The sequence below is a fragment of the Pseudomonas sp. 3HC3 genome (genome assembly GCF_044904505.1).
Classification (GTDB): Bacteria; Pseudomonadota; Gammaproteobacteria; order Pseudomonadales; family Pseudomonadaceae; genus Aquipseudomonas; species Aquipseudomonas putida_Y.
Genome location: NZ_JADDRH010000001.1, coordinates 148839 through 173413 on the forward strand (window position 1 = coordinate 148839; position 24575 = coordinate 173413).

The 24575-nt window shown below is 63.0% G+C and carries 22 protein-coding genes; 15 read left to right on the forward strand and 7 right to left on the reverse strand.

Features of this window, described 5'->3' with window-relative positions; genetic code table 11:
* Window positions 1-22: 22 nt before the first annotated feature.
* A complete protein-coding gene (locus INQ47_RS00925; protein WP_404700810.1) occupies window positions 23-409 on the reverse strand; it encodes a VOC family protein in 387 nt (128 codons plus the stop codon).
* A 161-nt stretch (window positions 410-570) separates the two neighbouring features.
* Here INQ47_RS00925 and INQ47_RS00930 point away from each other — a divergent pair, with 161 nt between their 5' ends.
* The 6 genes from INQ47_RS00930 to INQ47_RS00955 all read left to right on the forward strand — a co-directional run bounded on the left by INQ47_RS00930 (window position 571) and on the right by INQ47_RS00955 (window position 5350).
* Window positions 571-756 (forward strand): hypothetical protein, encoded by a 186-nt coding sequence (locus INQ47_RS00930; RefSeq protein WP_252459943.1) that lies wholly within the window; start codon window positions 571-573, stop codon window positions 754-756.
* Between the two features lie 150 nt (window positions 757-906).
* Window positions 907-1818 (forward strand): LysR family transcriptional regulator, encoded by a 912-nt coding sequence (locus tag INQ47_RS00935; protein WP_004575413.1) that lies wholly within the window; start codon window positions 907-909, stop codon window positions 1816-1818.
* 127 nt (window positions 1819-1945) lie between these two features.
* Window positions 1946-2542 carry a paraquat-inducible protein A gene (locus tag INQ47_RS00940; RefSeq protein ID WP_404700811.1) on the forward strand — a complete coding sequence of 199 codons (597 nt, stop codon included), beginning with the start codon at window positions 1946-1948 and terminating at the stop codon, window positions 2540-2542.
* Window positions 2539-3168, forward strand: a complete 630-nt coding sequence (locus INQ47_RS00945) for a paraquat-inducible protein A (protein ID WP_404700812.1) — start codon at window positions 2539-2541, stop codon at window positions 3166-3168. Before INQ47_RS00940 ends, INQ47_RS00945 begins: the two co-directional genes overlap by 4 nt.
* On the forward strand, window positions 3168-4808 hold the full coding sequence (locus INQ47_RS00950) for an intermembrane transport protein PqiB (RefSeq protein ID WP_404700813.1): 1641 nt from the start codon (window positions 3168-3170) through the stop codon (window positions 4806-4808). Before INQ47_RS00945 ends, INQ47_RS00950 begins: the two co-directional genes overlap by 1 nt.
* A gap of 11 nt (window positions 4809-4819) precedes the next feature.
* Window positions 4820-5350, forward strand: a complete 531-nt coding sequence (locus tag INQ47_RS00955) for a membrane integrity-associated transporter subunit PqiC (protein ID WP_404700814.1) — start codon at window positions 4820-4822, stop codon at window positions 5348-5350.
* A 13-nt stretch (window positions 5351-5363) separates the two neighbouring features.
* Here the strand turns inward: INQ47_RS00955 and INQ47_RS00960 are convergent, their stop codons facing one another.
* Complete coding sequence (locus INQ47_RS00960) at window positions 5364-7118, reverse strand: phosphoethanolamine transferase CptA (RefSeq protein WP_252459936.1); 1755 nt, start codon at window positions 7116-7118, stop codon at window positions 5364-5366.
* Window positions 7119-7331: 213 nt separating this feature from the next.
* Here INQ47_RS00960 and INQ47_RS00965 point away from each other — a divergent pair, with 213 nt between their 5' ends.
* Complete coding sequence (locus tag INQ47_RS00965) at window positions 7332-7487, forward strand: DUF2986 domain-containing protein (protein WP_252459935.1); 156 nt, start codon at window positions 7332-7334, stop codon at window positions 7485-7487.
* Between the two features lie 27 nt (window positions 7488-7514).
* On the opposite strand, the gene INQ47_RS00970 is transcribed toward INQ47_RS00965, so the two are convergent.
* Together INQ47_RS00970 and INQ47_RS00975 are read right to left on the reverse strand one after the other, a co-directional pair.
* Complete coding sequence (locus tag INQ47_RS00970) at window positions 7515-7889, reverse strand: hypothetical protein (RefSeq protein WP_028698074.1); 375 nt, start codon at window positions 7887-7889, stop codon at window positions 7515-7517.
* Between the two features lie 199 nt (window positions 7890-8088).
* The gene (locus INQ47_RS00975; protein ID WP_404700815.1) at window positions 8089-8679 is read right to left on the reverse strand and encodes a biliverdin-producing heme oxygenase; all 591 of its coding nucleotides are present in this window, start codon (window positions 8677-8679) and stop codon (window positions 8089-8091) included.
* 162 nt (window positions 8680-8841) lie between these two features.
* Here INQ47_RS00975 and INQ47_RS00980 point away from each other — a divergent pair, with 162 nt between their 5' ends.
* Window positions 8842-9333: a GNAT family N-acetyltransferase gene (locus INQ47_RS00980; RefSeq protein ID WP_404700816.1), complete on the forward strand. Its 492-nt coding sequence runs from the start codon at window positions 8842-8844 to the stop codon at window positions 9331-9333.
* An 86-nt stretch (window positions 9334-9419) separates the two neighbouring features.
* Here the strand turns inward: INQ47_RS00980 and INQ47_RS00985 are convergent, their stop codons facing one another.
* Entirely contained in the window at window positions 9420-10793 is a 1374-nt protein-coding gene (locus INQ47_RS00985; RefSeq protein ID WP_252459930.1) for an 8-oxoguanine deaminase, read from the reverse strand.
* A 235-nt stretch (window positions 10794-11028) separates the two neighbouring features.
* Entirely contained in the window at window positions 11029-12411 is a 1383-nt protein-coding gene (locus INQ47_RS00990; RefSeq protein ID WP_404700817.1) for an APC family permease, read from the reverse strand.
* A 282-nt stretch (window positions 12412-12693) separates the two neighbouring features.
* Between INQ47_RS00990 and INQ47_RS00995 the strand changes: the two genes are divergently transcribed.
* The 4 genes from INQ47_RS00995 to INQ47_RS01010 all read left to right on the forward strand — a co-directional run bounded on the left by INQ47_RS00995 (window position 12694) and on the right by INQ47_RS01010 (window position 19698).
* Window positions 12694-13536 (forward strand): helix-turn-helix transcriptional regulator, encoded by an 843-nt coding sequence (locus tag INQ47_RS00995; protein ID WP_010953510.1) that lies wholly within the window; start codon window positions 12694-12696, stop codon window positions 13534-13536.
* 42 nt (window positions 13537-13578) lie between these two features.
* The gene (locus INQ47_RS01000) at window positions 13579-14961 is read left to right on the forward strand and encodes an aspartate aminotransferase family protein (RefSeq protein ID WP_103444580.1); all 1383 of its coding nucleotides are present in this window, start codon (window positions 13579-13581) and stop codon (window positions 14959-14961) included.
* A gap of 196 nt (window positions 14962-15157) precedes the next feature.
* Window positions 15158-16651: an aldehyde dehydrogenase gene (locus tag INQ47_RS01005; protein ID WP_404700818.1), complete on the forward strand. Its 1494-nt coding sequence runs from the start codon at window positions 15158-15160 to the stop codon at window positions 16649-16651.
* Between the two features lie 152 nt (window positions 16652-16803).
* The gene (locus INQ47_RS01010; RefSeq protein ID WP_404700819.1) at window positions 16804-19698 is read left to right on the forward strand and encodes an HD domain-containing phosphohydrolase; all 2895 of its coding nucleotides are present in this window, start codon (window positions 16804-16806) and stop codon (window positions 19696-19698) included.
* 120 nt (window positions 19699-19818) lie between these two features.
* Here INQ47_RS01010 and INQ47_RS01015 read toward each other — a convergent pair whose 3' ends face one another.
* On the reverse strand, window positions 19819-21531 hold the full coding sequence (locus INQ47_RS01015) for an FAD-dependent oxidoreductase (protein WP_404700820.1): 1713 nt from the start codon (window positions 21529-21531) through the stop codon (window positions 19819-19821).
* Window positions 21532-21724: 193 nt separating this feature from the next.
* Between INQ47_RS01015 and INQ47_RS01020 the strand changes: the two genes are divergently transcribed.
* The 3 genes from INQ47_RS01020 (at window position 21725) to INQ47_RS01030 (ending at window position 24537) form a co-directional block, all read left to right on the forward strand.
* On the forward strand, window positions 21725-22501 hold the full coding sequence (locus INQ47_RS01020) for an IclR family transcriptional regulator (RefSeq protein WP_404700821.1): 777 nt from the start codon (window positions 21725-21727) through the stop codon (window positions 22499-22501).
* Window positions 22502-22639: 138 nt separating this feature from the next.
* Window positions 22640-23692 (forward strand): Gfo/Idh/MocA family protein, encoded by a 1053-nt coding sequence (locus INQ47_RS01025; RefSeq protein WP_404700822.1) that lies wholly within the window; start codon window positions 22640-22642, stop codon window positions 23690-23692.
* 29 nt (window positions 23693-23721) lie between these two features.
* Entirely contained in the window at window positions 23722-24537 is an 816-nt protein-coding gene (locus tag INQ47_RS01030; RefSeq protein ID WP_404700823.1) for a sugar phosphate isomerase/epimerase family protein, read from the forward strand.
* Window positions 24538-24575 lie beyond the last annotated feature (38 nt).

The window sequence follows — 24575 nt, forward strand, 5'->3', positions numbered from 1 at the left end:
GCATTGGGGTAAGGGCAACCGGCTAGTGCTTCTGGGCAATCTGGATCAGGTTGCCGCACGTGTCATCGAACACCGCCACGGTAACCGGCCCCATTGGGGTAGGTGGCCGGATGAACTTCACACCTGCTGCACATAGCCGCATGTATTCGGCCTGGATGTCACGCACGCCGAATGAGGTGGCGGGGATGCCATCCTGCTTGAGCGCGGCCTTGTACACTTTGGCCGCCGGGTGCGCGTCGGGTTCCAGCAGAAGTTCGACGCCATTGGGGTCGTTGGGCGAAGTCAGGGTCAACCAGCGGTACCGGCCCATGGGGATGTCGTGTCTGGGCTCGAAACCGAGTACGTAGTGGTAGAAAGCCAGGGCCTTGGCCTGGTCGTCGACGAGGATGCTGGTGACCACGATCTTCATTAGCGCACACCGCTTACCTGGGCCGATGACTTTCAGTAAAGACGCTCGGGCGTTTTTGACCAGTGGCTGCAGTGCCTCTGGGGCCTGTTTCCAGCTGCGCGGCAGCAGAAGCGCGACCTATCTTTGGCCTGGCCTTAGCAACCCACCAAGGAGTGAAATGCATGCAAGAAGAACCGATGAAAGACCTGCCAGACGCCCATGATGAGGATCAGGCAGATACCACTGAGCCGCCTGCAACGCTGTCCCGGCGTAAGCGCGGTGCGGCTCCAGTTTGCGGAATGCCCTGTGAATCGGGGTACAAGCAGATTGGTGACGACTGCATTCGGGCGAACCCCGGGTTTGAGTGATGCACCGGGCCGGGGCAACCCGGCCCATACAAAAAACCTGTTCAAGGTATAGGTAAATCCTTCAGCTCTCAGCGCCCGCTCAGCGATAGCCAAGGGTAAAGTGTGAGGCGTGATCCCAGTCTGCCCAGACCAGCGTCAGAGAGGTACCCTGTGGCTGCTTATACCTTGCGACAACTGAAGTACTTCGTCACCACCGTGGAAGCGGGCAGTGTGGCCGAAGCGTCACGCCAGCTGTATATCGCCCAGCCGTCCATTTCCACGGCTATCAAGAGTCTGGAGGAAAGTTTCGGTGTACAGCTGTTCATCCGCCACCACGCCCAGGGCGTGTCATTGACGCCCAGCGGCAAACGCTTCTACGCCAAGACCAAGTCGCTGCTGCAGATGGCCCATGAGTTCGAACAGAACGCCCTGGCCGACAACGATACCGTCGCCGGGCAAATCGACATTGGCTGTTTCGAAACCGTGGCGCCGCTGTACCTGCCTCGCCTGATCGCCGGTTTTCGCCAGCGTTACCCGGGTGTGGACATTCGCCTGCGCGACGGTGAACAGCAGGACCTGATCCAGGGCCTGACCGCCGGTACCTTCGACCTGGCGTTTCTCTATGACCACGACCTGGATGGCACCATCGAGGCCGAACCGCTGATGCCGCCGCAGAAGCCCTATGTGCTGCTACCAGAGAACCACCGCTTTGCCGGCCAGGCCCAGGTCTCGCTGCGCGACCTGTGCCCGGAACCGATGATCCTGCTGGACGTGGCCCCTAGCCGCACCTACTTCGTCAGCTTGTTCAACGAGATGGGCCTGGCACCGAACATCGTCTTCAGTTCGCCGTCGATCGAGATGGTGCGTGGCATGGTGGGTCAGGGTTTCGGTTTTTCGTTGCTGGTAACCCGCCCGCACTCGGAATACACCTATGACGGCCAGCGCCTGGCGATGCTCGACATTGCCGAACCGGTGGCGCTGTCGGGGCTGGCTGCGGCGTGGTTGAAGCGAGTCCAGCTGACCAAACCGGCGCAGTTGTTCGTGGAGTTTTGTCGGGAAGAGCTGGCGAAGTTCCTGAACTGAGCCCGCCTCACAGAATAGTTCGCCTTTGACGCGGTGATGGAAGTTTTGTCCAGATGGGCTACACCAAATATCAGGCGCTGTTCCGATTAGCCGCTTGGCCTGATGCAAGGCTACCTGTGGGCAAACCATGATCCAGACGCAAGATCTGATCATCTGCGAGTATTGCGACACGGTGTACCACCGAGCCCCGCTGCTCAAACATCAACGTGCCCTTTGCCAGCGCTGTGGCGGCGTGTTGTACCGGCACAGGTCACTGACCATCGAGCAGCGGTTGGCATTGAGCGTGACGGGCGGTGTCCTGCTGGTGTTCGCCAACTATTACCCGGTCATGACCATCGGCATGCAGGGGCTGACCCACTCGGCCACATTGTGGGACGCCGTGCAGATCCTCAGTCACGGCAGTATCACCTTCATCGCCCTGGTCATGGCGCTGTCGATCATTTTTGCGCCGCTGCTGCAAATTGCCTTGTTGTGCTGGGTGTTGAGTTTTGCCCTTGCCGGCCAGCGTGCCCCCGGTTTCGCCTTGTGCATGCGTGGCCTGGAAAGCCTGCGGCCCTGGAGCATGCTGGAGGTGTGTCTGCTGGGGGCGATGGTGGCGGTGATCAAGCTGGCGGGGCTGCTCGATGTGATCCCCGGTATCGGCCTGCTGGCCCTGGCTGCGCTGAGCATGTTGATCATCCACATTGCCGGCAAGGACATCCGCGACTTGTGGGAACAGGTATGACTACTCCAGCCAATGCGCACGACCTTGGCTTGTGTCTGTGCCATGGCTGTGGTCAGGCCTGCGACGCGCGCAGTGGCGCGCACACCTGCGACCGTTGCGGCGCCGCCATTCACCGGCGCAAGGCCAATGCCATCAGCCGTGGCTGGGCGTTTCTTCTGGCAGCTCTGATTTTCTACATCCCCGCCAACCTGCTGCCGGTAATGCACACCGAAATGCTCGGCAGTGGTACAGACAGCACCATTGGCGGTGGCGTGCTGGAGTTCTGGGAGGCCGGGGCCTGGGACATCGCGCTGATCATCTTCATCGCCAGCGTGGGTGTGCCTGCCATCAAGTTCTTGTCCCTTGGCCTGCTGCTGTTCACTGCCCAGCGTGGTTCTTCCTGGGCCTGCCGGCAGCGTTCGCAGTTGTACCGCTTCGTCGAACTGATCGGTTACTGGTCCATGCTCGATGTGATGGTAGTGGCGCTGGTGGCTGCGCTGGTGCAGCTGCGTGGGCTGGGCACCATCGAGCCGCGCGTGGGCATCTTGTTTTTTGGCATGGTGGTGGTGCTGACCATGTTCTCTGCGATGAGCTTTGATCCACGCCTGATCTGGGATAGCCATGCCAACGAGGGGAGGCCGCATTGATGGGGCAACAGACTGACAAGCGCGAGGGCCCTGGGCAGGTTGAAGTGCGCACCCGACGTTGGAGTGTGTCGCTGGTATGGATCGTGCCGATCCTGGCAATCCTGATCGGCGCTTCGCTGGTGGTGCGCAACTGGATGCAGGAAGGGCCGGTGATTACCATTTCTTTCCACAGTGGCGAGGGACTGGTGGCGCACAAGACCCAGGTAAAATACCGCAGCGTGGTGATTGGCGAAGTGACCACGGTGGACTTGGCCGACGACAAGAAGAGTGTGGTGGCCAAGGTTCAGCTTTCCAACGATGCCCGTTCGTTTGCTACCCAAGGGGCGCGCTTCTGGGTGGTGCGACCGCGCATCGGCGTCGGCGGGGTTTCCGGGGTGGACACGTTGCTTTCGGGCAGTTTCATCGGGGCCGATTCCGGCGACTCGAAAGAGCCGGAAAAGTCCTTTGTCGGCCTGGAACTGCCACCGCCGATCACCTATGACGAAAAGGGCAAGCGTTTTGTTCTTGTCGCCAGCGACCTGGGCTCGCTGGATATCGGCTCTTCGATCTACTACCGCAAGATCCCGGTTGGCGAAGTAGTGTCCTTTGCGCTCCAGGACGATGGCAAGGGGGTAGAGATTGGCGTATTCGTGCAGGCGCCCTACGACACGTTCGTCACTGCTGACACGCGCTTCTGGAATGCCAGTGGCATCGACATGCAGATTGGTGCCAATGGCCTGAAGGTCGACACCGAATCGCTGTCGTCGATTCTGGTGGGCGGGCTGGCCTTTGGCTCGCCCGATTTCGCCGCGCAAGCCGAGCCTGCTGCTGATCAGGCCCGCTTCCAGCTATTCGCTGACCGCGACAGGGCGCTGGCACCGCCCCATGGCCAGGCGCAGTACCTGCAGTTGCGCTTCGACCAGGCCATGCGCGGCCTGTCGGTGGGCGCACCTGTGGAATTCAAGGGTGTGGAGTTTGGCCGGGTCACCTCGATCCAGCTTGACTACGATGCTGCGCGGCAGACCTTTCCGGTAGTGGTCGATGCGGTGATCTATCCGCAGCGGTTAGGGCCGGTGCACCGCAAGATGCTGGCGGTGTTCAAGCACACCGAGGGTGATATGGAAGGTGCGCGGCAACTGATTGGCACTTTTGTCGAACATGGGCTGCGGGCCCAGGCGCGTAGCGGCAACCTGATCACCGGACAGATGTTCATTTCGCTGGACTTCTACCCGGATGCACCCAAGGTGACCTTCGACATGGCTGCCAACCCCATCACGATCCCGACGCTGCCCGGCAGCCTTGAGCAATTGCAGGAACAGTTGCAGCGGGTAGTGGAGCGCATTGCCAAGCTGCCGCTGGAAAGCATCGCCGGTAACCTGGACGGCAGTCTGCGTGAGCTGCGCGCCAGCCTCAGGCAGTTCAATGGCCAGACACTGCCGGACGTGAACGTGGCGCTGGACGAGGTGCACAAGACCCTGCGTACGGCCAACTCGGCCATTTCCGAAGACTCGCCACAGCGCCAGCGAATGAGCGAAACACTGGACGAGCTGGAGCGCATGTCGCGTTCGCTACGTGACCTTGCCGATTACCTGGGCCGCCACCCCGAGTCGCTGATTCGTGGCCGGCCGAAAGCGGCCGGGGCCGCAGACCTTGAACCCTGAGGAGACAGCCGATGCAACGACTGCGCAATGTATGTGTGGCCAGCCTGCTGGTGTGGCTCGGGGGCTGCAGCAGTACGCCGAACAACTACCACACGCTGGTACCGAGCGAACCGGTGCGTGGCAGCGGCCAGCGCATCCAGGTTATCAGGGTAGCCGTGCCGCCCCAGGTCGACCGCCCACAGTTGGTGGTGCGGCAAGGGCAGAGCGGCCTGGCCATCCTGGAGACGGAGTGGTGGGGCGCCAACCTGGTGGATGAATTCCGCAGCGCCCTGCAGGACCAGTTGGGCGGCCCGGCGGGCGCTGGCAAGGCGTCGCTGCGGGTGGATGTGCAGCGCTTCGACACGGTGCCAGGGCGCTACGCCTCGCTGGAGGCCGTGTGGCGCCTCAAGCAGGAAGGGCAGGCCGAGCTGACCTGCCGTACGTCGGTGCAGACTGCCGCGGACAACAGCATCACCAGCCTGGTGAATGCGCACCAGGCCAACCTGCGCAAGTTGGCCGAGGCGGTGCGGGGGAGTGCCCGGCAGGGAAGCTGCCCTGCATGAACCGTGGCCTCATTTACTGCCGGGTGCTGGCTGTTTCCTGTACCCCGTCGGCCTTGTCCCGCGGTAGCTGATCGAACTCGCGCAAGCCATCCTTGCGGTATGGGTCGCCGATCCAGCGTGGCGCTACCAAGAACTGTGGGCTGACCAGGCTCTTGGCCGGTTCATAGAGGTCATAGCTCAACCCGGCCAGGTCAGACAGGGTGTGAATCAGGTGTGAGCTGCTGTACGGGCGGTTGGCCATTGCCTGCAAGTCACGCGGGTGGTCGGCCTGCCAGCTAGGCGAAGTCCACAGCAGGAACGGGATGGTGTACATCGGCCGGGTCGGTGCGCCTTCGTTGCGCCCCAGGCGGTCGTGGTCACCGGAGCTGTACACGTCTTCACCATGATCGGACAGGTACATCAGGAACCCATTGGGGTTGCCTGCCGAATAACGCTTGATCAGGGTCGACACCACATAGTCGTTGTAGCGCACCGCGTTGTCATAGAAGTTATAGGTTTCTACTTGGTCCGCCGTCAGCGTGCCTGGCACGCCCTGCCTGTCGTTGAAGTGTGCGTAGGCGTCCGGGTAGCGGTAGCGGTAGTCCATGTGCGTGCCCAGCAGGTGCACGATGATGAATTTGTTGGGCGCAGGGTCTTGCAGGGCTTTCTCGAACGGTGCCAGCACCACGTCATCGTACTGGCTGGCATTCTGGTTGCGCTGGTTGTTCAGGTACACCGGCGCGTCCGTCTGCTGCGAGAAAGTGGTAAGCATGGTGTTGCGCTTGGTCATGGTCTGCTGGTTGGTGATCCAGAAGGTCTTGTAGCCTGCCTGTTTCATCAGGTTGATCAGCGATGGGGCGCTGAGGAAGCGGTCCGGGTTCTGCTCGTCGCCGAACGTGAGGATCTGCTGCATCACTTCGATGGTGTACGGGCGTGGCGATACCACGTCGCGGAACACGGTCAGGCCCTTGTCACTGGCGGCCAGCGCGTCGAGGTTGGGCGTGGTGTCGCGGTTATAGCCATACAGGTGCATGTGCTCGCGGGTAGTCGACTCGCCCAGCACCAGTACCAGGGTGCGTGGCGCCTTGCCACTGCTGTCACGCAGGTTTTGCAGCGGTGGCAGTGCGGCATTCTGGGCCAGCAGCTTCTGCATGTTGTCCAGCTGCTGGCGATACTGGCGGTAGCCGACCAGCAACTGCCAAGGTACGGCCGGTTCCATGCGCTGCTGCACTTTTTCGAGCGCATCGGCGAAGTTGCGTTCCTGGGTGACCATCTGCTTGTAGAACGGCCACACCAGGTTGGCCACCAGCAATAGCGCGACCACCGGCAGGCGGCTGCGCAACGGCAGGTTGACCGGGCGCACGCGTCGCCACAGCAGTACCGCAACCAGCGTGTACAGCACCAGTGCCAGGCCCAGCCACACGTTGAAGTATTGGCTGAAGTACTCACCGGCCTCGGCGGTGTTGGACTCGAACATCACAAAGATGACGCTTTGTGAAAACTCCTGGCGATAAATGCCGAAGTAGCTCAGGCCAACCAGCGACGCAGCCCACAGCACCAGGCCGATGATTGCCGCGGTGGCGCGGGTGAAGCGCGGCAGCAACAGGACGGGTGCCAGCCACAGGCTGCTGAGGAATAGCGCATCGCGAAAACCGGCGAAGCCGGTAGTCCCGCTGAACAGTAGTAACGCCTGGGTTACGCCGGAGAAATACCAGAAGAACAGCAAGAGCCAGCCCAAGCCGGCCCAGTCCACGCGCTTGTGCGCGGCGGGGGATGTAGTGTGTGACACGTATGCCTCGTCGTACCTTGGCGGCCAGCGGTCGTGCTCGTGGCCGGAAAGGGCGTGACGCTAATCTGCGGACTGTGAAAATAACGTCAACGCGGCGAATCATGTGTCCTGCTGCGGCCTTGGCAGGCATGAACTTGGCCTTTGCCCGCGTTTTCCCCAGGCTGCCGAGGTATGATGGCGGCAGCTAAACCGTACTGACAGGCCCCGTGGACCATGAACCGTCGTAAGAAGATCAAGCAACTGTTGCAGGCGCATGCCAAGAAGGCCAGTGCCAAACTGGCGCCGCGCAAGCCCAAATACATCTGCAAGGCTGACCGCTTGAAGATGGAGGCAGAGGCGGCGGGCGATGCTCACCAGCTGGCCGACTGACACCGCGTCTGCACGCTCGCATGGGCTTCAACGGCGGTAGTAGCGATGCTCGTCATGATGACGCTGGCGCATAGCGCGCTCATGGCGGCGCTCCCAATCACGGCGCCGTTCCCAGTCGCGCCGCCGCTCCCAGTCCCGCCGGGCTTGTTCACGCCGCCACTGTTCGCGGCGCCAGTCGCTTCGGTGGCCATGCCAGCGATCGTCATCATGCGCCAGCAGCGTGGCCGGCTGTTCAACGGCCGCACTGGCCACCCTGGACCAAGGGTTGCCGGCTGGTTGCAACGGTGATTGAACGGCCGGTGCAACTGCCTCGGTGGCTTTCATTTGTGTTGCCGATGCCGTGCCCACCGCCGCGAACGAGAACAGGCCGAGCAGCACCAACCTTGCGACATGTATTTTCATGAGCGTAGCTAACCTCTGATAACAATTGAGCCATCTGGCCAGCAGGTGTGGGGCGAACCTTGTCTCGCGTTCCGCTACCTTTCTGCGCCTCACACATAGACAGGGAATCAAGAAAAAGTTCGCTGCAGCAACAACTTGAAGAACTTTGCCGGGGTGGCTGGTGCTGGGCAGTACCCGCAACAGGTGCCATTGCGCTCAGTCAACTGCCTGCAAATACCTCACGCAGATGCCCCCGATAACTGTCGAACGCAGCAATCGCGCCTGCCACCACCTCTGCTTCTTCCTGTTCCCCCAGCACCAGGCTGTCCAGCCTGGCAACAAACTCGCGCCAATGCAGCGCTCGGCCATCCGGGTGGGGGGCCAGGTGGCGGGCGCCCTTGTCGCCATCCAGTCCAAGACGTTGTGTGTGCCTGAACAAAAACGCCGCCCCCAGGTTCGAACCTTCACTGCAATACAGCCATCCCAGGGCCTGGGCCGAGCTGACGCAGACCGGTTGGGGGGACGTTGGCAGTGGCAGGCCCAGGTCGAGCAGGTCGGCCTCTACCGCCGCGAAACGCGACAGCGCCGCCAGCCCAGGCAGTTGCTGGTTGAGTTGTTCATCCTGATACAACGCCAGCAGGCTGCCATGAAAGCGGTGCTGCACCTGCAGGAAGCGTCCATAGCGCGCGCGGTTCTCGAAAGGCCGCGCTGCCATCACCAGTTGATCAACGCTGTCATGATCCCTGCTGCTGGCCGCTTTCAGGCGTTTGCAGCGGCTTGGTTCGGTGGTGAGGGAAGTTACAGCGGTCATCGGCGTATCCGTGGCAATAGAGCAAGGCTCCCATGATGCTTGCCGTCCTTGGCAAGCAGCAAGCATCACACGCCCGACCTGAGCGAGTTCGCAATGATGGAGCGCAAGGACGATGCTCATTTATCATGGCGGCTGCCTTTACCATTGCCAAGGATACTTGCCATGAGCGCCCTCCAGTTTCGCACCCCCGTCCCCGCAGATGCCGAGCGTTGCTACGCCATCGAAATTGGCGCCTATGAAGGGGATGAGGCAGCCACGCTGGAGAAAATCCGCACGCGTATCACGCAGTACCCACAAGGCTTCCTGGTGCTGGAAAGTGACGGCGAGATCGTTGGTTTCATCAACAGCGGTTGCGCCCACGAGGTCGTGATGTCCGACGAGGCATTCAAAGAGCTGGTCGGCCATGACCCGGCGGCAGCGAACGTGGTGATCATGTCGGTGGTTGTAGACCCGGCCCACCAGGGCAAAGGCTACGCCAAAGTGTTGATGAACGAATTCATCGGACGCATGCACGCGGCGGGCAAGCAGACCATTCACCTGATGTGCAAGGAGCAGCATGTGGCCCTGTACCAGAAGTTGGGCTACCAGTACGTGAAACCGTCGCCGTCGGACCACGGCGGCATGGCTTGGCATGAGATGGTCATGGACCTTTGAGTGGACATCTCGCTGTGTGACAGCGCAGCCCAAAGGGCTGCGCACTATTTTCATTCAAGCCGGCGATGCCGAGCTGATGCCTGGCATCAAGTGCCACTGACCAACTGATGTGCCAGCTGGTTGTGGCGCTCCAGTACGCGCGGCAGGTCGACAGTGGCCAGTTGGCCATCTTTCACTACGACGCGGCCGTTGATCACGCTGGTATGCACCTGTGTCGGGGTGCAGAACACCAGTGCCGCCAATGGGTCGTGGTGGCCGCCGGCATACGCCACATGGCCTAGGTCGAAGGCGACGAAATCGGCAACCATGCCTGGGGCCAGGGCGCCGATATCATTGCGGTTGAGCACTTTCGCGCCACCCAGGGTGGCAATCTCCAGAGCTTCGCGTGCAGTCATCGCGTCAGGGCCGAAGCCCACCCGTTGCAGCAGCAGGGCCTGACGCACTTCACCGATCATGCTGGCGCCGTCGTTGGAGGCAGAGCCGTCGACCCCAAGGCCCACCGGCACGCCGTGGTCGCGCATCTTGCGCACCGGGGCGATGCCCGAGGCCAGCCGCATGTTCGAGCATGGGCAGTGGGCCACGCCGGTGCCGGTGCGGGCGAACAGCTCGATGCCGTGCTGGTCGAGCTGCACGCAGTGGGCATGCCATACATCGTGGCCGACCCAGCCAAGGTCTTCGGCGTACTCGGCAGGGGTCATGCCGAACTTCTCGCGGCTGTACGCGATGTCGTTGACGTTCTCGGCCAGGTGGGTGTGCAGCGACACCCCATACTGGCGCGCCAGCACGGCAGCTTCGCGCATCAGGTCGCGGCTGACCGAGAACGGCGAGCATGGCGCGACCACGATGCGGCGCATCGAGCCGTGGCTGGCATCGTGGTAGTCCTCGATCAGGCGTTGCGACTCCTTGAGGATGTCGGCTTCCTTTTCCACCACCGAGTCAGGTGGCAGGCCGCCTTGGCTCTGGCCCACGCTCATGCTGCCGCGCGCGGCGTGGAAGCGCATGCCGATCTCGGCAGCCGCGTGGATGCTGTCGTCGAGCTTGCAACCGTTGGGGTAGATATACAGGTGGTCGCTCGAGGTGGTGCAGCCGGAGAGAATCAGCTCGGCCATGGCGGTCTGGGTCGACACCGCGATCATCTCGGGGGTCAGGCGCGCCCAGATTGGGTACAGGTTGGTCAACCAGTTGAACAGTTCGCCGTCCTGAGCTGCCGGTACCACGCGGGTGAGGCTCTGGTACATGTGGTGGTGGGTGTTGACCAGCCCTGGGATGACCACTTTGCCGGCCATGTCCAGAACCACGTCGGCGTGCTGCGGGAGGGTATCGCTGGGGCCGACTTGCCTGATCAGGTTGTCTTCGATGAACAGGCCGCCGTTCTTGATCTCGCGACGCTCGCCGTCCATGGTGACCAGCAGCGCGGCGTTTTTGACGAGTAGCGTTTTTACAGGGTTTGTAGATGACATGGTGCAAGCCTGCGCAATACGCATCGGCGATTACCGATGTCATAGGCGCTAGGTATTGTAAGCAAGCTTTTTGCTGATTGTATACAGCCCGGAGCACCAGTGCCGGCCTCTCAGCAGGTAAGACCGCGAAGCGGCCGGCACAGGTTAAACCCATGAATGCGCGCACTGCCTCGGCGCCCGGCCTTGCGTTCCAGCACCGGTTCCCGCGAGGCAAAGGCGCGCAAGTCGTCAGGTGTCACTCGGCCATCTGCAGCTCTGGCAGCTTCACGCGCAACGCCCGGGTCAGCACCAGTAGCACCAACAGGCCCATGCCCATCCAGCACAGACCGATGGTGAACGACAGGCTGGTCAGGCTGCTCCATAGCCACAGCGTGCTGATAAAGCCCAGCCCGGGAATTACGCCGTACAGCAGGCCGTTGCGGCAACCGCGCAGTTTCTGGTCGACCAGGTAGTGCTTGACCACCGCCAGGTTCACCGCCGAGAAGGCGAACAGTGCACCAAAGCTGATCATGTTGGCCACGGTATCCAGGGTGATCACCAGGGCGATCAGCGACAGCAGGCTGACCACCAGGATGGCAGTGGCCGGCACGCGCTTTTTCGTCACCAGCTGGCCGAATGCCCGCGGCAATGCACCGTCGCGGCCCATGGCGAACAGTACGCGCGACACGCTGGCCTGGGACACCATGGCCGAGGCGAAGCAGCCGGCCACGTAGGTAGCGGTGAAGGCGGTTACCAGCAGCTCGCCGCCCACCCGGCGCATCACGTCCACCGAGGCCGAATCCGGGTCGGCGAAACTGCCCCAGTCGGGGAACACCATCTGTGCGCAATAAGACACCACCAGAAACAGCAGCCCGCCGATCAACGACACCGCAAGAATCGCCACGGGAATGCGGTAGGTCGGGTTGCTGGTTTCCTCAGCCATGGTCGACACCGCATCAAAACCGAGGAACGACAGGCACAGTACGGCGGCACCGGTCATGATCAACGGCACGCTGAAGCCTTCGTGGTGGAAAGGGGCCAGCAGCGACACCGGCTCCGCCTGTCCGCTGAGCTTGAGAATGGACAAGGCGACGAAGACGATGATGAACACCAGTTGCACCACTACCAGTATCCAGTTGACCCGGGTGATCGACTCGATGCCGATCAGGTTGAGGAAGGTGACCAGGGCAATGGAGCCCGCCACCCACACCCAGGCATGGATGGTCGGGAAGTATTCCGACATGTAGATACCGATCAGCAGGTAGCTGAGCAGCGGCAGGAAGATGTAGTCGAGCAGCAGTGTCCAACCGGTGATGAAGCCGATATGGCTACCGAAGGCCTTGCGCGTGTAGGTGTAGACCGAGCCGGAGTAGGGGTGGGCCTGGACCATGCGGCCGTAACTGTAAGCGGTCAGCAGCATGGCGGCGAGCGTGAGCAGGTAGGCGGTGGGCAGGTGCCCTTTGGTCATCTGGGTGACCAGCCCGTAGGTGGTGAATACGGCCAGGGGCACCATGTAGGCCAGGCCAAATAGCACCAGGGCGGTCATGCTCATGGACTTGCGGAAGCGGCCGGTGCTGGTGCCGGGTTGCGAGGGTGCATGCGGGGCGGGGCTATGGGCTGTACTTGTTGTTGTATGCATTGCTAACTCCTGAAAAGGGATGCAGGACACCGCGGCAGGCGAGCGGGCTCGCAACCGTTGGGTGTTGTGCAAGGAGGTCGAGCGGGAAGCTCGCAGCGCTGGGGCAGGTCGATGCTCCCACACCCTGCAGGTACCCGGAATCACCCTTTGGGGTGAGCGGCCACTGCCCTTGCCCGGCTCACCCCAAAGGGTGATTCCGGTGCCAGCAGCGCCGTGGGAGTATCTGCTCAACGACGCACCGCACTGGCGGCGGTGCCACTGAAAAGAAACGGCAGGCCCACAGTGACTAATCAACTGCTTTCAGAACAATGGTTCGAGCACCAGGCCAAGGTCACCGAGGCGATCGGCCGGCCGGGCTTTGCCGCCAGCCTGTTTGCGGCATTGGGTGTGATCCGGCCGATCCAGGCGACCACGGTGTACCTGTACCCGCACGACGGCATGCCCTGTGCGCTGTTCGAGCAGGATGACAAGGCGCCTTGGCAGCCCGAGGGCAATGTCAGCCGCTACCTGTCGGGCTTCTACCTGCTTGACCCGTTCTACGGTGCTTGTGTGGAACAGGTCGAATCCGGCTGTTACGGCCTGTTCGAAGTGGCACCCGATCACTTCGAGGTCAGCGAGTACTACCAATCGTTCTACCGCCACTCGCACCTGGAGGATGAACTCAACTACATCCTGCAGGTGGCGCCCGGGCAAAGCTTGGCGGTGTCGCTGGCCTTCACCGACAAGCTGGATGGGCAAAGCCGCACGCGGTTCGGGCTCATCACGCCTTGGGTGCTGGCGGTACTCGGCAAGCATTTTGCCGGGCTGGACAGCCGCGCAGGCCGCTTCGAGAACATCCTCGAGCAACGTATCCATGCCGCCCTTAACAACTTCGGCAGCTCGCTGCTGACCGAGCGTGAATGCCGTATCGCCCAGCTGATCCTGCGTGGCCACTCGACCAAGTCACTGGCTGAGCGGCTGGGAGTGTCGGAAGACACCATCAAGTCGCACCGCAAGAACGTCTACGCCAAGCTCGACATCGGCACCCAGTCCGAACTGTTCTCCCTGTTCATCGATGCGCTGGCCAATGCCCAGGGCGTGCTGGGCAAGGACCCGCTGGAAAGCTACATGGGCAAGCTGCGCTGAACGCCAGCCGCCCTGCAACCCCACCGCAAAGGAAAACCAACAATGAACGCGCCTTTCGCCCCGCAACGCCAGACCCGTGACTACCAGGCAGCCGATGCAGCCCACCACATTCATGCCTTCCTCGACCAGAAGGCGCTGAACGCCGAAGGGCCGCGTGTGATCGTCGGTGGCGAACGCCTGCACCTGTGGGACAGTGAGGGCAAGCGCTACCTGGATGGCATGTCCGGCCTGTGGTGCACCCAGCTCGGTTATGGCCGCCGTGACCTGACGGCCGCTGCGGCCACGCAGATGGATCAGCTGGCCTACTACAACATGTTCTTCCACACCACCCACCCTGCGGTGATCGAACTGTCCGAGCTGCTGTTCAGCCTGCTGCCGGGGCACTACAGCCACGCGATCTACACCAACTCTGGCTCAGAGGCCAACGAGGTACTGATCCGCACCGTACGCCGCTACTGGCAGGTGGTTGGCCAGCCAAGCAAGAAAATCATGATCGGCCGCTGGAACGGCTACCACGGTTCGACCCTGGCGGCCACGGCGCTGGGCGGCATGAAGTTCATGCACGACATGGGCGGGTTGATTCCGGATGTGGCACACATCGACGAACCCTACTGGTACGCCGAGGGCGGTGAACTGACCCCGGCCGAGTTCGGCCGACGCTGCGCCCTGCAACTGGAGGAAAAGATCCTCGAGCTGGGTGCCGAAAACGTTGCCGGCTTCATTGCCGAACCCTTCCAGGGGGCGGGCGGCATGATCTTCCCGCCGGAAAGCTACTGGCCGGAAATCCAGCGTATCTGCCGCCAGTACGACGTGCTGCTGTGCGCCGATGAGGTGATTGGTGGCTTTGGCCGCACCGGCGAATGGTTCGCCCATGAATACTTCGGCTTCGAGCCCGACACCCTGTCGATTGCCAAGGGCCTGACCAGCGGCTATGTGCCCATGGGGGGCCTGGTGCTGAGCAAACGCATTGCCGAGGCATTGGTGGAGCGCGGCGGGGTCTTTGCCCACGGCCTGACCTATTCCGGCCACCCGGTGGCGGCAGCAGTGGCCATCGCCAACCTGAAGGCGCTGCGTGACGAAGGCATCGTGCGCCAGGTGAAGGACGACACGGGGCCGTACCTGCAGCGCATCCTGCGGGAAGTGTTTGCCGACCACCCATTGATCGGCCAGGTGCAAGGGGCCGGGCTGGTGGCGGCGCTGCAGTTCGCCGAGCACAAGCCGACGCGCAAGCGCTTTGCCAACGAGAACGACCTGGCCTGGCAGTGCCGCACCTTTGGTTTCGAGGAAGGGGTGATCATTCGCTCGACCCTGGGCCGAATGATCATGGCCCCGGCCTTGATCGCCAACCACAGCGAGCTGGATGAGCTGGTGGAGAAAACCCGCATTGCCGTGGACCGCACCGCTCGGTTGGTCGGCAAGCTCTAAGCCGTTGCCAAGGGCAACCGGTTTCCCCTGTGGGAGCGGGCATGCCCGCGAACACCGGCGAAGCCGGTGCCATCCACCGTGTCGCCTGATTCGCGGGCACGCCCGCTCCCACAGAGGAGGCGCGGCGCGCTTGCGGACTGTGTGGTACCTGTTACTTGCGCAAGAAGGACCGCCACGACGGTCGCCTGGAGTACAAATGTACACGCTCGAATTCTGGCAACAACGCGCCTCGGACCTCTACCTTCCGGCCCATGCACTGATCGACGGCAAACCCGTCAACGCACAGGATGGCGCCACCTTCGCAGCCATCAACCCCGCCACCAACAACGTAATGGCACAGGTTACCGCCTGCGGCCATGCCGAGGTCGACCTGGCTGTCGCCAGCGCCCGTCGAGCCTTCGAGCAAGGCCCCTGGCCGCGCATGGCGCCGGGCGAGCGCAAGAAAGTGCTGCTGCGCCTGGCCGAGCTGATCATGGCCCATCGTGAAGAACTGGCCTTGCTGGACTCGCTGAACATGGGCAAGCCTGTGATGGACGCCTACAACATCGACGTGCCGGGTTCTGCCCATGTGTTCGCCTGGTACGGCGAGGCGCTGGACAAGCTGTATGACCAGGTGGCGCCCACTGCTGCCAATGCGCTGGCCACCATCACCCGCGAAGCCCTCGGCGTGGTCGCTGCCGTGGTGCCATGGAACTTCCCCCTCGACATGGCCGCCTGGAAGCTGGCCCCGGCGCTGGCTGCCGGTAACAGCGTGGTACTCAAGCCCGCCGAGCAATCACCGTTCTCGGCCCTGCGCCTGGCCCAACTGGCGCTGGAGGCGGGGTTGCCGGAAGGCGTACTGAACGTGGTGCCAGGCCTTGGCGAGCAGGCCGGGCAGGCGCTGGGCCTGCACCCGGATGTGGACTGCCTGGTGTTCACCGGCTCCACCCAGGTGGGCAAGTACTTCATGCAGTACTCGGCGCAGTCCAACCTCAAGCAGGTGTGGCTGGAGTGCGGCGGCAAGAGCCCGAACCTGGTGTTCGACAACTGCCAGGACCTGGACCTGGCTGCGGAAAAGGCCGCTTTTGGCATTTTCTTCAACCAGGGCGAAGTGTGTTCGGCCAACTCGCGGCTGTACGTGCAGCGTGCCATTCACGATGAGTTCATCGAGCGCCTGCAGGCCAAGGCTCGCCAGTGGCTGCCCGGTAACCCGCTGGATCCGGCGAGCCGCGCCGGGGCCATTGTCGATGCCGGGCAGACCGGTCGCATCGAGGCCGCCATTGTGCGTGCCGGGCAAGAGGGCGCGCGATTGGTGTGTGGCGGCCGACGCCTGACCGTCGAAGGTTCGGACAACTACATCGAGCCGACCATTTTTGCCGGTGTCGAGGGCCGCATGAGCCTTGCGCGCGAGGAGGTGTTCGGCCCGGTGCTGGCGGTCAGCGCCTTCGACACGGAAGAAGAAGCCGTGCGCCTGGCCAACGACAGCATCTATGGCCTGGCAGCCTCGGTGTGGAGCGACGACTTCAACCAGGTGCACCGGGTAGCGCGGGCGTTGAAAGCCGGTACCGTATCGGTGAACACGGTCGATGCGCTGGATGTGACGGTGCCGTTCGGTGGGGGCAAGCAGTCGGGGTTTGGCCGCGATCTGTCACTGCATTCGCTCGACAAGTATTCGCAGCTCAAGACCACCTGGTACCAGTTGCGCGGCTGATGCCCTGATCATGGCCCACGTCGCCTGTGTCGCGGTACAAAGCCTTGCACGCTCGTCTGTAAACGTGTTGCCGGCCCGGCAGAACGCTCACGCGCACTCTACACTGCTGCAGACATCAGCCAAGGCAATGTGCCGCACATGGAGTACCTGGGATGGGCTGCGTGTCGACGAGGCGTGTTGTTGGCAATACAGGACGTGGTATTTCACTGCAGTGGCTGGTGGCGCTGGCTATCGTGCTGGGCATGCTGCTGCTCGGCGCCGCCCTGGCCTGGCAGGGCTATCGCGGTATTCGCCAGACCCTCGTGGCTGCTGCTGGCGATGCTGCCCAGCAGGTTGCCAAGACCATCGATGAGCGCGCCAGGCGCCTGATCGAGCCGGCGCAAAGCAGCATCCGCCTGCTTGCCCACAACACGACGCTTCACACCCAGGCACAGCGCATGGATCGGCTGCCACAGCTGGTGGAAATGCTGGACGCCAATCGCATGCTCAGCGCCGCCTATCTGGGTTACCCCAGCGGCGAGTTCCTGCTGGTACGTCGCCTGCGTGACCCGCAGCTGATGCAGCGTTTCGCCGCTCCACCGGGCACGGCATTTCTGGTGCAGAGCGTCAGCCGTGGCGAGGGCGCGAAGGTGCAGGGCGAGTGGCGCTTTTATGATCGGGCGCTGAAGCTGTTGCAGGCCCGGGCCAAACCGGAATATCGCTTCGATCCACGCCTGCGCCCCTGGTTCGCTGAAGCCACGGTACAATCCGCTACTGTGCTGACCCGCCCTTATGTGTTCTTCACCACCCGCGAGGTCGGCTTGACCATGGCCCAACGTAGCGTCGACGGTGGGGCCGTGATCGGCCTGGACGTTTCGGTCAACGACTTGGCCAGTGAGATTCAGGACCTGCGCATGACCCCGGGTACCGAGATCGTTGTGGTCGATGACCAAGGCGATGTTGTGGCTTATCCGGACCCGCAGCGGGCAATCGTGCACGATGGGCAAGGCGTGCGCCTGTCACGTGTCGCCGAGCTGGGCGCTCCCAGCCTGGCGCGGCTATACGCCGACCTGCCGACGGGCAACCAGCCCCAGCCTTATCAGGTGGATGGCCAGACCTGGTATGGCATTCGTGTGCAGCTGACCACTCTGGCCGGGCACGACTTGCAAGTGCTGATTGCCGTACCTGGCCACGAGCTGCTGGTAGGGGCACGCAAAGTCTTGTTCGAGCAGTTGCTCTGGACCGTGGCGCTGATGGCCGTGTTGCTGGTGCTTGGCGGTGTGCTTGGCCGGCGCATTGGCCGCCCGTTGCGGCTGTTGCGTGAACAGGTTCAAGGCTTGGCCAGCTTTGATTTCAGCCGTGAAGTGGGCGTGCACTCGCGGGTTTCCGAGGTGCGTGAGCTGAGCCGCGTGTTGAGCCGCATGGCCGGTACGATTCGCCACTTTCAGGCGATTACCCTTACGCTCAGCCGTGAGCGAAACCTGGAGCGCATGCTCGACGGCGTGCTGAACCATCTGGTGGAGGCTGCCGGGGGCGACGCCGGCGTGGTGTACCTGTACGACGCCGAACAGGCTTTGCTGCGCCTGGCCGCCTCGTGCCGCGGTGAGCAATACCCAAGCGAACTGGCAGTGGATGAAGGCGCACGCCAGCACTTGGCTTTAGCAGTGACCCGGGCCCTCGGCCTGCATGAGCGCAGTCTGGCCGTGGTGCTGTATGATCGTAGTCAGGCACTGTTGGGCATCCTGGTCCTGCAAATGGACGAAGAGCAGGCGCCGGAGCGGGTGGGTGAGGCATTCCGGCGCTTTGTCGAGGAGTTGTCCGGTGTGGCTGCAGTGGCTATCGAGACCCGCCAGTTGGTCGAAGCCCAGCAATGCTTGCTGGACGCCATGATCAAGCTGTTGGCAGACGCCATCGACGCCAAGAGCCCCTATACCGGTGGCCACTGCGAGCGGGTGCCTCAGCTGGCGCAGATGCTGCTGGATCAGGCAGTGGCAGCCGACAGCGGCCCGTTCGCCAGCTTCAGCATGACCGAGGCAGAGCGATACGAGTTCCGTGTGGCAGCCTGGCTGCACGATTGTGGCAAGGTCACCAGCCCCGAGTACGTGGTGGACAAGGCGACCAAGCTGGAGACCCTGTACAACCGCATTCACGAAGTACGCATGCGTTTCGAAGTGCTGTGGCGCGATGCGGAGCTGGCTTATTGGCAAGGCCTGGCCAGCGGCGTCGACCAGCAGGTACTGAAAGCCGCACTGAGCCGAAGCCAGGCCGAGCTGCAGGACGACTTCGCTTTCGTCGCCCAGGCCAACATCGGCGGCGAGTTCATGCAGGACACTGATATCCAGCGCTTGCAGGTGATCGGCAAGCGTCGCTGGTTGCGCCATTTCGATAACCGCCTGGGCATCTCCCGGGATGAAGCGGAACGCCTTGTCGGCGTGCCGCAGCCTGCACTACCGACAGAGGAGCCATTGCTGGCCGACCGCCCCGAACACTGCGTGCCCTGGGGCACCCGCACGCCGCCGGTGGTCAAGGACGACCCGCGGAATATCTGGGGGTTCGACATGCATCTGCCAGGCCACGCCAGCAACTACGGCGAGCTGTACAACCTGTCGATCCGCCGTGGCACGCTGACTGATGAAGAACGCTTCAAGATCAACGAACACATCGTGCAGACCATCATCATGCTCAGCGCGCTGCCGCTCCCGCGCCAGCTCAAGCGGGTACCCGACATCGCCGGCAACCACCACGAAAAGATGAACGGCAGCGGCTATCCGCGCCGTCTGGGCGGGCAGGACCTGGGCGTTGCCGAGCGGGTGATGGCGATTGCCGATATCTTCGAAGCCCTGACGGCAGCAGACCGGCCTTACAAACCCCCGAAGACACTGTCCGAATCGGTGAAAATCCTGGTGGCCATGGCCCGCGAGGGGCACGTCGATGGCCAATTGCTACAGCTGTTCCTCTGCAGCGGGGTATACCGTCAATATGCCGAGCGCTTCCTGCGCACCGAGCAGATCGACGAGGTGGATGTGGCCTACTGGCTTGAGCAGATTCAGGAGCACAGCGCAGCGTGACCTGTGAGCGGAGGGACGACAACGCTGAAAGATCAGACCGCGTGGCGCTCGATTCAAGCGCCACGGCCTTTCCCTGCGTCCTCCTGAAGCGTGCCGACCACCCGTATATTGTGGATCAGCTCACTCATACCCCTGCACCCCGGCAATGTGCCGCCCGGCGACGTAGCCAAAAGTCAGCGCCGGCCCCAGGTTGATACCGCCCGACGGGTACCAGCCACCAAACACGCTGGCCATGTCGGTACCTGCTGCGTACAGACCTGCGATCGGTTGCCCGGCCTCATCCAGCACACGGGCATTGCCGTCGGTGCGCAACCCGGCAAAGGTGCCAAAGCAGCCGGGCTTTACTTTCACCGCATAAAACGGCCCGTGTTCGATGGGCGCTACGCATGGGTTAGGGCCCTTGTGCCGTGGGTCGCCCTGCTTGCGGTTGAACGGCGTGGAACCGCGGCCAAACGCCGGGTCCTGGCCGTTACGGGCATGGCTATTGAAGTCAGTGACCGTGGCGCGCAGCCCGGACGGGTCAATGCCGCAGGCCTGGGCGAGCTGCTCGAGCGTGGCGCCGCGTTTCAGGTAGCCGTTGCGCACATGCGGCCCTACCGGCAGCGGTGCCGGGCGGGCATGCCCCAGGCCATAGCGGCGCAAGAAGCGATGATCGCAAACCAGCCACGAGCACACCTCCTGACCTTGCGGCACTGCAGCGACCATGGCCGACACATAGTCGTAATAGCCATGCGCTTCGTTGACGAAACGCTTGCCGTTGGCCAGCACGCCGATAACGCCCGGTTTGCCGCGCTCGATAATGTGCGGGAAGTGGCCGACGCTGCCGTCGCGATACGGCACCTGTGAAACCGGTGCCCATGCCACTGGTGACTTCAGGTCGGTAGCAACCACACCGCCGGCGGACTCGCCCAGCCGCAGGCCATCGCCAGAACACCCCTTGGGCGGCAGCGCCAGGTTGTCGTGGCCGCTGGCATCGCGCGGTAACAGTTGCTGGCGCCGGGCGTTGTCATTGGGGAAACCACCTGCCGCCAGCACCACGGCCTTGGCGCGGATCAGTTGCTCGCCCTGTGGCGTCGCGACCCACGCCCCGCGCACCTGGCCATCCTCGATCAGCAGGCGTTTGGCCGGCGCCGACGGTTGCAGGTGTACACCCAGGTCCTGTGCGGATTTAGCCAGGCGCGCCACCAGCGCCACACCGTTGACCAGGTGCATGGCCCGACCATGGCGGGCCAGGTGGTACAGGTGGCGGCCAAAGCGCTTGCACACGTGCAGCAGGGCTTTGGGCGAGCGGGTCATGTTAAGGAAGGCGGCAAGGTCGGCACCGGCCATGATTGGCATGCCCATGAACGAGGTTTCGCGCATGGTCTTGCGCAAGCGTGGCAGCAGGGCGCCAACCTCGCGGGCATCGTAGGGCGCGGCGATCACCTGGTGGCCGCCTAGAGCTGCCCCCGGCGTATCGCCATGCATGTCCGGGATGCCGTTGCCGTCGGCAAACTGCAACGCCGTGTACTTCTCGAAAAACGCCACCATGTGCGGGCACGCCTCAAGGAAGGCATCGACGCGCTCGGCATTGTAGTTTGCCCCCAGCTCATGGCGCAGATAAGTCCGCGGTTGCTCGATGTCTTCCTCGATGCCGGCCCTGCGCGCCAGCGGGTTGCGTGGCACCCAGGCCCAGCCGCCGGACCAGGCGGTGGCACCGCCAAACACCGGTTCTTTCTCCGCCACGATCACCTTCTGCCCATGCCAGGCAGCCGTGACGGCCGCCGCCAGCCCGGCGGCGCCAGAACCTATGACCAGTACATCGCATTCGGTTTCGAGAGGAGCGGAAGGCATTGCGGGTTTCCTGTGCTTTTATTAGAACAATGTTCCACATTCTTATCAGCAACGGGTGGTCCTGCAAGGTCAGGTTGGTCATGTCAGGCAAGAACTGGGCGATCACCGGACATTCGAGGTGGCCCGAGCTGCGCTGGCTAGCGACGATGTGGAATCATCTTCTAGAATCCGCAAAAAATCAGGGACCTGTGACATGGCTGGTAGTCAGATCGAACGCGCCTTCAGTCTTGTAGAAAGCCTTACCGGTGAACCCCAAGGGCTGCCGTTACAAACCCTGGCCGAGCGCCTGGACATTCCCAAAAGCGCTGCCCACCGCATGCTCACTGAGCTGGTGCGGCTGGGCTACGTGCGCCAGAACCGGGAAAACAGCCGCTATCAGCTGTCGGCCAAGCTGGTAGCGCTGGGCTTTCGTTACCTGGCCAGCAGCGGTGCCGACATCATCCAGCCGGTTCTTGACCGCCTGGCCCAGGACAGCGGTGAACTGGTGCGCCTTGGGGTGATCGACGATGCCCGGCAAACCTGGATCGCCAAGTCCCAGGGGGCCCGCTCCGGGCTGCGCTATGACCCGGATATGGGGCGCGACGCGCCGCTGTTCTATACCGCCTCCGGGCATGCCTGGCTGGCCAGCCTGGACGATGAGCAGGCGCTGCAGATGGTGTTGCGCCAGGGTATTGCCGACCCCGACCAGTTCGGCCCGAACGCGCCACGCTCCACCGATGAATTGCTCGCCTACCTGCACCGCGCCCGCGAGCGTGGCTATGCCTGGGTCGAGGAGACCTCCGCCATCGGCACCTCAGCCCTGGCCGCAGTGATACGCCGCCCGCAAAGTGACGAGGTGATCGGCGTGCTGAGCATCGCCGGGCCCAGCGCGCGGCTGGCACAGAGCCGCCTTGCAGCGCTGGCACCGCTATTGCTGGCGGCGGCAGAAGAGCTGTCGGCGGCCAGCCCAGCCAGCGAGCTGTTTGCCTGAGGGGATATTCCGGTCGATTACCGCACAGTCTGTTGCGCCCGTTCTTCTGAAAAGCTGAACTTGGTTCTAAATTGTCGATTATGAATTATGGAACCAGGTTTCAGAATTTCATGACAACAATGACAAGAGGACAGGCTGTTGAACGCACCCCTTCGTATTGCCTTGATTGGCGCCGGCATCATGGGCCGGCAGCATTACCAGCACTTGCGCAATGTGCCGCAAGCCCAACTGTGTGCCGTGGCCGACCCCGGCCCGCAGGCCGAGGCCTTCGCTGCCGAGTGCGGCGTGCCCTGCTTTGCCGACCACCGGCAAATGTTGGAGCGAGTGCGCCCCGAGGCAGTGATTGTCGCCAACCCCAACAACCTGCATGTCGCCACCGCTCTGGACTGTGTCGAGGCCGGGGTGCCGGTGCTGGTGGAAAAACCGGTGGGGGTGCACCTGGATGAAGTGCGTGCACTGGTGGAAGCTTCAAACCGCCAGGGTGTGCCGGTGCTTGTAGGTCACCATCGCCGACACAATCCGCTGATCGCCAAGGCGCACCAGGTGATCAACGAAGGCAAGCTGGGCCGTCTGATCAACGTCACCGCGCTATGGCAACTGCAAAAGCCCGACAGCTATTTCGAAACGCCCTGGCGTCGCGAGCCAGGGGCCGGCTTCTTGCTGACCAACCTTATCCACGACCTTGACCTGTTGCGTTACCTGTGCGGCGAGGTGGTGCAGGTGCAAGCCTTCACCCGCAACGATGTACGCGGTTTTGCCAACGAAGACAGCGCCGCAGTGCTGTTGCAGTTTGCCAACGGTGCCCTGGGCAGCCTGACCGGGTCTGACGCGGTGGCTGCTCCGTGGAGCTGGGAGCTGGACACTGGCGAAAGCCCTGTGTACCCGCGCCAGGATGGCCAGCCGTGCTATCTGCTGGCCGGTACCCAAGGAGCACTGAGCATTCCCCAGCTCAAGCGCTGGCATTACGCCGAGGCAGGCTCGGGCTGGCATACGCCCCTGTTGCAAAGCTCGGAAAGCATCCCCGCCGGCGAGGCATTGACCCTGCAATTGCAGCATTTTGTGCGGGTTGCCCGGGGTGAACAGGCGCCGCTGATCGACGCTGCCGACGGGGGGCGCACACTGGCGCTGATCGAAGCGATACGACAGGCAGCCCAAAGCGGTCGGGCTTGCGCGCCCGAGCACATTGGCTGATGCAACCTTACTATTGCTGGTGATGATAAATGACTGATCGAATTTTTTCCCTCGCGGCCCTGACGGTGCTCGAGCTGTCTCCACCGGACATGGTCGAGGCCGCCGCCCGAGCGGGTTACAGCCATGTCGGCCTACGGCTGGTACCCGCCACCGAACAGGAGCGGCATTTCCCGTTGGTAGCCGATGCCGAACTGCGCCGGCAAACCCAGGCGCGCCTGCGCGACACGGGTATCAAGGTGCTCGACCTGGAGATCCTGCGCCTTGAGCCGGCAACCTGTGTAGCCGATTTCGAAGCGATCCTGGCGGTGGGCGCCGGGTTGGGTGGCACTGAATTGCTGGTAGCGGGCAACGACCCCGACGAAGCGCGCCTGACCGAACGCTTTGCCGCATTGTGCGAGCTGGCGGCGCAATACGGCATTCACCCTCACCTGGAGTTCATGCCCTGGACCGACGTACGCGACCTGCGCCAGGCCATGCGGGTGGTGGCCAACGCCGATTGCGCCAATGGCTGCGTGCTGGTGGATGCCTTCCACTTCAACCGCTCCGGCTCTTCGCTGGACGACCTGGCGCAACTGAAGCCGCAGCGCATGCGCTATGCCCAACTGTGTGACGTTGCTGGCCCGGTACCGGCCGACATGGACGAGATCCTGCGCCAGGCGCGTAACGAGCGACGCTTCCCGGGTGATGGCGATGCCGACCTGGTTGGCCTGTTGCGCGCCTTGCCGCCGAGCGTGCCGCTGAGCCTGGAAATCCCCACGCGGCAATTGCTGGAGCAGGGCATCAGCGGCGAGCAGCGCGCGCGCATGGCGCTGGAGAAAGCCAAGGCGGTGTTGGCCACCGTCTGATCGAGCGAACGTGGCGCATGGCACCGTCTACGTCATGT

What these genes read in the sequence shown, in the direction of transcription:
- INQ47_RS00925 (WP_404700810.1), bottom strand. Translation starts at nt 409, where the DNA reads ATGAAGATCGTGGTCACCAGCATCCTCGTCGACGACCAGGCCAAGGCC.
- INQ47_RS00930 (WP_252459943.1), top strand. Translation starts at nt 571, where the DNA reads ATGCAAGAAGAACCGATGAAAGACCTGCCAGACGCCCATGATGAGGAT.
- INQ47_RS00940 (WP_404700811.1), top strand. Translation starts at nt 1,946, where the DNA reads ATGATCCAGACGCAAGATCTGATCATCTGCGAGTATTGCGACACGGTG.
- INQ47_RS00945 (WP_404700812.1), top strand. Translation starts at nt 2,539, where the DNA reads ATGACTACTCCAGCCAATGCGCACGACCTTGGCTTGTGTCTGTGCCAT.
- INQ47_RS00950 (WP_404700813.1), top strand. Translation starts at nt 3,168, where the DNA reads ATGGGGCAACAGACTGACAAGCGCGAGGGCCCTGGGCAGGTTGAAGTG.
- INQ47_RS00955 (WP_404700814.1), top strand. Translation starts at nt 4,820, where the DNA reads ATGCAACGACTGCGCAATGTATGTGTGGCCAGCCTGCTGGTGTGGCTC.
- INQ47_RS00965 (WP_252459935.1), top strand. Translation starts at nt 7,332, where the DNA reads ATGAACCGTCGTAAGAAGATCAAGCAACTGTTGCAGGCGCATGCCAAG.
- INQ47_RS00970 (WP_028698074.1), bottom strand. Translation starts at nt 7,889, where the DNA reads ATGAAAATACATGTCGCAAGGTTGGTGCTGCTCGGCCTGTTCTCGTTC.
- INQ47_RS00975 (WP_404700815.1), bottom strand. Translation starts at nt 8,679, where the DNA reads ATGACCGCTGTAACTTCCCTCACCACCGAACCAAGCCGCTGCAAACGC.
- INQ47_RS00980 (WP_404700816.1), top strand. Translation starts at nt 8,842, where the DNA reads ATGAGCGCCCTCCAGTTTCGCACCCCCGTCCCCGCAGATGCCGAGCGT.
- INQ47_RS00985 (WP_252459930.1), bottom strand. Translation starts at nt 10,793, where the DNA reads ATGTCATCTACAAACCCTGTAAAAACGCTACTCGTCAAAAACGCCGCG.
- INQ47_RS00990 (WP_404700817.1), bottom strand. Translation starts at nt 12,411, where the DNA reads ATGCATACAACAACAAGTACAGCCCATAGCCCCGCCCCGCATGCACCC.
- INQ47_RS01000 (WP_103444580.1), top strand. Translation starts at nt 13,579, where the DNA reads ATGAACGCGCCTTTCGCCCCGCAACGCCAGACCCGTGACTACCAGGCA.
- INQ47_RS01005 (WP_404700818.1), top strand. Translation starts at nt 15,158, where the DNA reads ATGTACACGCTCGAATTCTGGCAACAACGCGCCTCGGACCTCTACCTT.
- INQ47_RS01010 (WP_404700819.1), top strand. Translation starts at nt 16,804, where the DNA reads ATGGGCTGCGTGTCGACGAGGCGTGTTGTTGGCAATACAGGACGTGGT.
- INQ47_RS01015 (WP_404700820.1), bottom strand. Translation starts at nt 21,531, where the DNA reads ATGCCTTCCGCTCCTCTCGAAACCGAATGCGATGTACTGGTCATAGGT.
- INQ47_RS01020 (WP_404700821.1), top strand. Translation starts at nt 21,725, where the DNA reads ATGGCTGGTAGTCAGATCGAACGCGCCTTCAGTCTTGTAGAAAGCCTT.
- INQ47_RS01030 (WP_404700823.1), top strand. Translation starts at nt 23,722, where the DNA reads ATGACTGATCGAATTTTTTCCCTCGCGGCCCTGACGGTGCTCGAGCTG.